6 protein-coding genes and 1 pseudogene are annotated in these 6,366 nt (G+C 69.5%); 6 read left to right on the top strand and 1 reads right to left on the bottom strand.

The window, feature by feature from the left end; genetic code table 11:
- A partial coding sequence (locus H3O04_RS33185) for an oxidoreductase (protein ID WP_202589297.1) occupies positions 1-1,448 on the top strand: 1,448 nt, incomplete at its 5' end.
- Positions 1,449-1,495: 47 nt separating this feature from the next.
- Positions 1,496-1,936: a nuclear transport factor 2 family protein gene (locus H3O04_RS33180; RefSeq protein ID WP_011545128.1), complete on the top strand. Its 441-nt coding sequence runs from the start codon at positions 1,496-1,498 to the stop codon at positions 1,934-1,936.
- A gap of 12 nt (positions 1,937-1,948) precedes the next feature.
- Here H3O04_RS33180 and H3O04_RS33175 read toward each other — a convergent pair whose 3' ends face one another.
- Complete coding sequence (locus H3O04_RS33175; protein ID WP_077216045.1) at positions 1,949-2,167, bottom strand: hypothetical protein; 219 nt, start codon at positions 2,165-2,167, stop codon at positions 1,949-1,951.
- A gap of 76 nt (positions 2,168-2,243) precedes the next feature.
- Between H3O04_RS33175 and H3O04_RS33170 the strand changes: the two genes are divergently transcribed.
- The 4 genes and pseudogenes from H3O04_RS33170 to H3O04_RS36735 form a co-directional block, all read left to right on the top strand.
- Entirely contained in the window at positions 2,244-4,454 is a 2,211-nt protein-coding gene (locus H3O04_RS33170) for a TonB-dependent receptor (RefSeq protein ID WP_442862857.1), read from the top strand.
- 11 nt (positions 4,455-4,465) lie between these two features.
- Positions 4,466-5,251: an ABC transporter ATP-binding protein gene (locus tag H3O04_RS33165; protein WP_054927596.1), complete on the top strand. Its 786-nt coding sequence runs from the start codon at positions 4,466-4,468 to the stop codon at positions 5,249-5,251.
- Entirely contained in the window at positions 5,248-6,240 is a 993-nt protein-coding gene (locus H3O04_RS33160) for an ABC transporter substrate-binding protein (RefSeq protein WP_054927597.1), read from the top strand. The genes H3O04_RS33165 and H3O04_RS33160 overlap by 4 nt, the downstream gene beginning before the upstream one ends.
- Positions 6,237-6,366: pseudogene (locus H3O04_RS36735) on the top strand (iron ABC transporter permease); the annotation flags it as partial. The gene H3O04_RS33160 and the pseudogene H3O04_RS36735, both read left to right, overlap by 4 nt.

Raw genomic sequence — 6,366 nt, 5'->3', positions numbered from 1 at the left:
GCATCCGCCTCGCGGTCGAGATCGTGCGGCGGGTGCGCGAGCGTGTCGGCACGAACTTCATCGTCATCTACCGGCTGTCGATGCTCGATCTCGTCGAAGGCGGCTCGACGCTCGACGAGGTGATCCGGCTCGCGCAGGCGATCGAGGCGGCCGGCGCGACGATCCTCAATACCGGCATCGGCTGGCACGAGGCGCGCATTCCGACCATCGCGACCAAGGTGCCGCGCGCCGCGTATGCGTGGGTGACGCGGCAACTGATGGGCAAGGTCGGGATCCCGCTTGTCGCGACCAACCGGATCAACACGCCGGAAGTCGCCGAGCAACTGCTCGCCGACGGCTATGGCGACATGGTGTCGATGGCGCGGCCGTTTCTCGCCGATGCCGAGTTCGTCCGCAAGGCGCGGGAAGGGCGCGCGGACGAAATCAACACGTGCATCGGTTGCAACCAGGCGTGCCTCGACCATACGTTCAGCGGCAGGATCACGTCGTGCCTCGTGAATCCGCGTGCGTGTCATGAAACCGAGCTCGTGATCCAGCCCGCGCCGCGCCGCAAGCGGATCGCGGTGGTCGGCGCCGGGCCGGCGGGCCTCGGCTTCGCGGTCACGGCGGCCGAACGCGGTCATGCGGTCACGCTGTACGAAGCGGGCGCCGAGATCGGCGGCCAGTTCAACATCGCGAAGAAGGTGCCGGGCAAGGAAGAGTTCAACGAGACGCTGCGCTATTTCCGCCGGCAGATCGAATTGCGCGGCATCGCGCTGCACGTCAACACGCGTGCGACCGCCGAGATGCTGCTGCAGGGCGAATTCGACGAGGTGGTGATCGCGACGGGCATCGTGCCGCGCACGCCGCCGATCGACGGCATCGGGCATCCGAAAGCGCTCGGCTATCTCGACGTGCTGCGCGACGACAAGGCCGTGGGCCGCAGCGTCGCGATCGTCGGCGCGGGCGGCATCGGCTTCGACGTCGCCGAATATCTCGTTCATCGCGACGCTGGCGAACGTGTCGACGCTGACCGGTTCTTCAGCGAATGGGGTGTCGACCGGTCGTATGCGAATGCCGGCGGGCTGGGTGTCGCGCGGCCCGAGCCGGCGGCGCGGCACGTACATCTGCTGCAGCGCAAGGCGTCGAAGGTCGGCGACGGGCTCGGCAAGACCACCGGATGGATTCACCGTACGGCGCTGAAGGCGCGCGGCGTCGGGATGTCGTCGGCGGTCACGTACCGGCGCATCGACGATGAAGGTCTTCACGTGACGATCGACGGCGTCGAGCAGATGCTGCCGGTGGACAACGTGGTGATCTGCGCGGGGCAGGAGCCGTCGCGCGAGCTGGCGGAGCAACTGCAGGCAGCCGGATGCCGCGTGCATCTGATCGGCGGCGCATGCGAGGCCGCCGAGCTCGATGCGAAGCGCGCGATTCACCAGGGCACGACGCTGGCCGCGACCCTTTGATACCGATTCGTTTCTTCCCCCGTCCAACCACGTTACTGGAGACTGCGATGACGCACTCGCCGCTGAATGTTCATCCTGCCGTCGCGAAATCGCTCGACGCATGGCACGCGATGGTCGAACGCAAGGATTTCGGCACGCTGGAATCGATCGTCCATCCGGACGCCACGTTCCGTTCGCCGATGGCGTTCAAGCCGTACGGGCCGGCACCCGCGCTGCTGATGGCGCTGCGCACGGTGATCACGATCCTCGAGAACTTCACGTATCACCGCCAGTTCGCGACCGACGACGGCAAGAGCGTCGTACTGGAGTTCGGCGCGACCATCGGCGACAAGGCGTTGAAGGGAATCGACATGATCCGCTTCGACGACGACGGCCGGATCGTCGACTTCGAGGTGATGATCCGGCCGTTCAATGCGCTGCAGGCGCTCGGCGCGGAGATGGGCGCGCGGCTCGGGCAGCAGTTGCCGGCGTTCAAGACCGGCGGTTGAGCGGGGTGGCGGCTAGCGTGCAACCGACTTGCGGCCGCGTTGCGGAGCCCCGCGCGCGAGGTTGTGCGCGGCCTCGACGAGGCGCGCGGCGAGCATGCGCGTGCGCGGATGCTCGCATTCGCGGCACGTAACCGGCCGTAGCGCGACAAGTTCGGCTTCCCGCTGTAGCCGCGCGGGGCGATAACTCAAGCTGTCGAAACCCTGACGGATCAAGTTGATATATTGTATCATCTGACGTTTTCGTCGCCGGCCGGCCGGGCTACCCGGGCCGGCCGCGTGCGGCGACACCAACGAAGATCGATACGACGTGACGAGAACCGGACATACCCCGGCGCGCGGGGAGCGGCGCCATGCCGCGCCGCGCCGGACCACGGGCGCCTGGCGCACTCGCGCGGCACGCAGGTGCACGACCTTGCTGGGCTGCGCGATGGCCACCACCGGCGCGCTGGCCGCCGAAGCTGCGGCGTCGGCGCCGGACGACCGGCACGCGCTGCCGGCGATCAACGTCACCGCGTCGTCCGCGTCGGCCGGTCCGCTGACGCAACCGCTCGAAACGGGCTCGCGGCTCGGGCTCGCCAGTCTCGACACGCCCGCGAGCGTCGAAACCGTCACGGCCGATACGATCGACGCACGCGGCGATCGCACGGTGCTCGACGCGGTCACGCGCACGGCCGGCTTTGCGAGCGCGATCGCACCGGGCACCGGCGGCACCGCGTTGAGCGTGCGCGGCTTCAGCGGACAGGAATCGGTGATGACGCTGCTCGACGGCGTGCGGCTGATGCCGGCGGCCGGCACGATCACGTTTCCGTTCGACACGTGGTCGGTCGCGCGCATCGAGGTGCTGCGCGGGCCGGCATCGGTGCTGTACGGCGAAGGGGCGATCGGCGGAGTCGTGAACGTGGTGCCGAAGCGGCCGCAGCGCACGCGCGAGACGACGCTGCAGGCGGGCGTCGGCCCCGACGGCGCGAAGCGCTTCGCGTTCGATACGACGGGCGCGCTCGGCCCGCGGCTGTCGTACCGCTTCTACGCAAGCGATGCGCGTGCGAACGGTCTCGCCGAGCGGGCCGACACGCATACGACGGCCATCGGCGGCGCGCTGACGTTCGACGTGAGCCCGCAGCTCACGCTGACGCTCGACTACGACTACGGGCGCCAGATGCCGGCGACCTACTATGGCGTGCCGGCGCCGCACGGCGTGCTCGATCCGTCGCTGCGCAAGCTGAACTACACGGTCGGCGACGCGACGATTTCGTACTACGACCAGTGGACGCGCCTGTCGGCCAGCTACCGGCCCGCGCCCGGCGTGACGATCAGCAACCAGCTCTACTACCTGACATCGAACCGTCACTGGCGTAACGCCGAGTCATATGTGCTCGACCCCGCGACGGGACGCGTCACGCGCGGCGACTATCTCGACATCGGCCATCATCAGCGGCAGATCGGCGACCGGCTGAGCGCGCGTTTCGACGGGATGCTGTTCGGTCGCGCGAACCGTTTCGTCGTCGGCACGGAATTCAGCCAGATCACGTTCAGCGGCGTCAACAATTCGCCGTACGGCGGCGAAACGACGGTGCCCGCGCACGGCTTCGATCCTGGTGTGTTCACGAGCCCCGATCCGACCGTGCCGCAATTCAGCACGCGCGCACGGCAGGCGGCGGTATTCGCGGAGAACCGGCTCGAGGTGCTGCCGCGGCTCGCGTGGGTGAGTGGCCTGCGCTACGACCATATCGCGTTCAGTCGCGAGCAGGCGGAGACCGGCGCGGGCTTCGACAAGCGGTTCGCGAACGTCGGCTGGCGCACCGGTGTCGTGTTCGACATCGCGCCGACGTTCACCGCCTATGCGCAGTACACGACGGGCGCGGAGGGCGTCGGCTCGCTCGTGACGCTGTCCGCGTCGCAGATGAACGTCCGGCTCGCGACCGGCGAACAGTGGGAAGCCGGGCTCAAGCAGACGCTGCTCGACGGGCGCGCGTACTGGACGTTCGCGGTGTACGACATCACGAAGCGCAACCTGCTCAGCACCGATCCGTTCAATCCGGCGCTGCGCCAGCAGGTCGGCCGGCAGTCGTCGCGCGGCGTCGAGCTGACCGGCGGCGCGCGGCTGTCGCACGGCTGGACGATCGATGCGAACGTCGCGTTGCTGCGTGCGCGCTACGACGCATTCAACCAGACGGTCGGCGGCGCGACGGTGTCGCGGGCCGGCAACGTGCCGTCGGGCGTGCCGCAGCAGACCGCGAACCTGTGGCTCGGCTGGGCGTTCGCCGAGCGCTGGCACGTGAATGCGGGCGTGCGTTACGTCGGCGCGACCTACGGCGACGATGCGAATCGCGTGCAGGTGCCGTCGTATACGGTGTTCGATGCGTCGCTGCGCTGGCAGCCGACGTCGCGCACCGAGCTCGCGCTGTATCTGCGCAATCTCGCGAACCGCACGTACGCGGTGACGACGTCGAACGGCGGCGAGCAATGGCTGCTCGGCCCGTCGCGCTCGGCGGAGCTCGTCGCGACGATGCGCTTCTAGGGCGGCACGACATGCGTCCCGTCAAACACATGCTCGACATCGAACGCGTGAGCTGGTCTCCCGGCGGCGCGGTCGACGTGCTCGATTCGGTGACGCTGACGGTGGCCGAAGGCGAGTTCGTCGGGCTGGTCGGCCCGAACGGCAGCGGCAAGACGAGCCTGCTGCGCTGCGTGTTCCGCTACGCGCAGCCCGACGCGGGGCGCGTCGCGCTCGACGCGCAGGACGTGTGGCGCATGCGGCCGCGCGCAGTCGCACAGCGCATCGCGGTGCTGCAGCAGGAAGCGCCCGACGATTTCGGGTTGACGGTCGACGAGCTGGTCGGCATGGGCCGCACGCCGCACAAGCGGGCGTTCGATGCGGAGTCGGCCGACGACCGCCGGATCGTCGAATCCGCGCTGCACGATGTGGGCCTCGTCGAGCGTCGCGCGCAGCGTTTTGCGTCGCTGTCGGGCGGCGAGAAGCAGCGCGCGCTGCTGGCCCGCGCACTCGCGCAGCAACCCGAGCTGCTGTTGCTCGACGAACCGACCAACCATCTCGACCTGCGTCACCAGCTCGAACTGCTCGCGCGCGTGCGCCGCCTCGGCATCGCGACGCTCGCGACGATTCACGACCTCAATCTCGCGGCCGCGTATTGCGACCGGCTCCATGTGCTCGCGCACGGCCGCGTCGTCGCGTCCGGCGCGCCGGACGACGTGCTGACCGAAGCGCTGATGCGCGACGTGTTCGGCGTCGCCGCACTCGTCGATCGCCATCCCGCCACGGGCCGCCCGCGCATCACGCCGCTTCATCCGGAATGACCACCATGCCGTTTCCTCTCCTGTCTTTCGTCGCCCGCCGGCTGGTCGCAGCTGCCGTGCTCGGCGGCGCGGCCGCGCACGCGCTCGCCTATCCCGTCACCGTGCGCAGTTGCGATCGCGACGTGACGTTCGAGCGCGCACCGACGCGCGCGGTGAGCAACGACGTGAACCTGACCGAAATGATGCTCGCGCTCGGCCTGAAGGACCGGCTCGTCGGCTATACGGGCATCGGCGGCTGGAAGACGGGCACCGCGCGCGTGCGCGACGCGTTGCGCGGCGTGCCCGAACTGGCGAGCCAGTATCCGTCGCTGGAAGTGCTGGCCGCCGCGCGCGCCGATTTCTATCTCGCGGGCTGGAACTACGGGATGCACGTCGGCGGGCCGGTGACACCGGCGACGCTCGCGCCGTTCGGCATCCGCACCTACGAACTGACCGAATCGTGTTCGCACGTGATGAAGCAGTCGGCCGCGTCGTTCGACGACGTGTTCCGCGACCTGACCAATCTCGGTCGCATCTTCGGTGTCGATGCGCGCGCCGCGCAGGTCGTCGCCGGGATGCGCGCGCGGCTCGCGGCGGTGTCGCGCGCGATCGGGCGCCCGGCGCCGCTGCGCGTGTTCGTGTACGACAGCGGCACCGACAAGCCGATGACCGCGGGCGGGCTCGCGATGCCGACCGCGTTGCTCGCGGCGGCGGGCGCGCGCAACGTGATGGACGACCTGCCGCGCAGCTGGACGCAGGTGAGCTGGGAAAGCGTGGTCGCGCGCGATCCGCAGGTGATCGTGATCGTCGACTATTCGGCGGTCACGGCCGCGCAGAAGCAGCAGTTCCTGTCGAGCCAGCCGGCGCTCGCGCGCGTGGCCGCGATTCGCGACCGGCGCTTCGTCGTGATTCCGTACGATGCCGCGACGCCCGGCCCGGAGAACGTCGCGGCGGTCGAGACGCTGGCCCGCGCGCTGTATCCGGCCGCATTCGCCGGAGCGGCACGATGAGCGTGCGCGGGCAGGCGGCGCGGCTCGACATGCGCGTGGTGCTGCCGGGGCTGGCCGTGCTGCTGATCGTGTCGATCGTCGTGTCGGCCGCGTTCGGTCCCGCGCCGATCGCGATGCCGGCCGCGG

The organism is Burkholderia sp. KCJ3K979, assembly GCF_016759955.1.
In the GTDB taxonomy this organism is placed as follows: domain Bacteria; phylum Pseudomonadota; class Gammaproteobacteria; order Burkholderiales; family Burkholderiaceae; genus Burkholderia; species Burkholderia orbicola.
This window is presented reverse-complemented; position numbering and strand designations above follow the sequence as displayed.

Coding starts and splice junctions, on each gene's coding strand:
- H3O04_RS33180 (WP_011545128.1), top strand. CDS start 1,496: ATGACGCACTCGCCGCTGAATGTTCATCCTGCCGTCGCGAAATCGCTC.
- H3O04_RS33160 (WP_054927597.1), top strand. CDS start 5,248: ATGACCACCATGCCGTTTCCTCTCCTGTCTTTCGTCGCCCGCCGGCTG.
- H3O04_RS33165 (WP_054927596.1), top strand. CDS start 4,466: ATGCGTCCCGTCAAACACATGCTCGACATCGAACGCGTGAGCTGGTCT.
- H3O04_RS33175 (WP_077216045.1), bottom strand. CDS start 2,167: ATGATACAATATATCAACTTGATCCGTCAGGGTTTCGACAGCTTGAGT.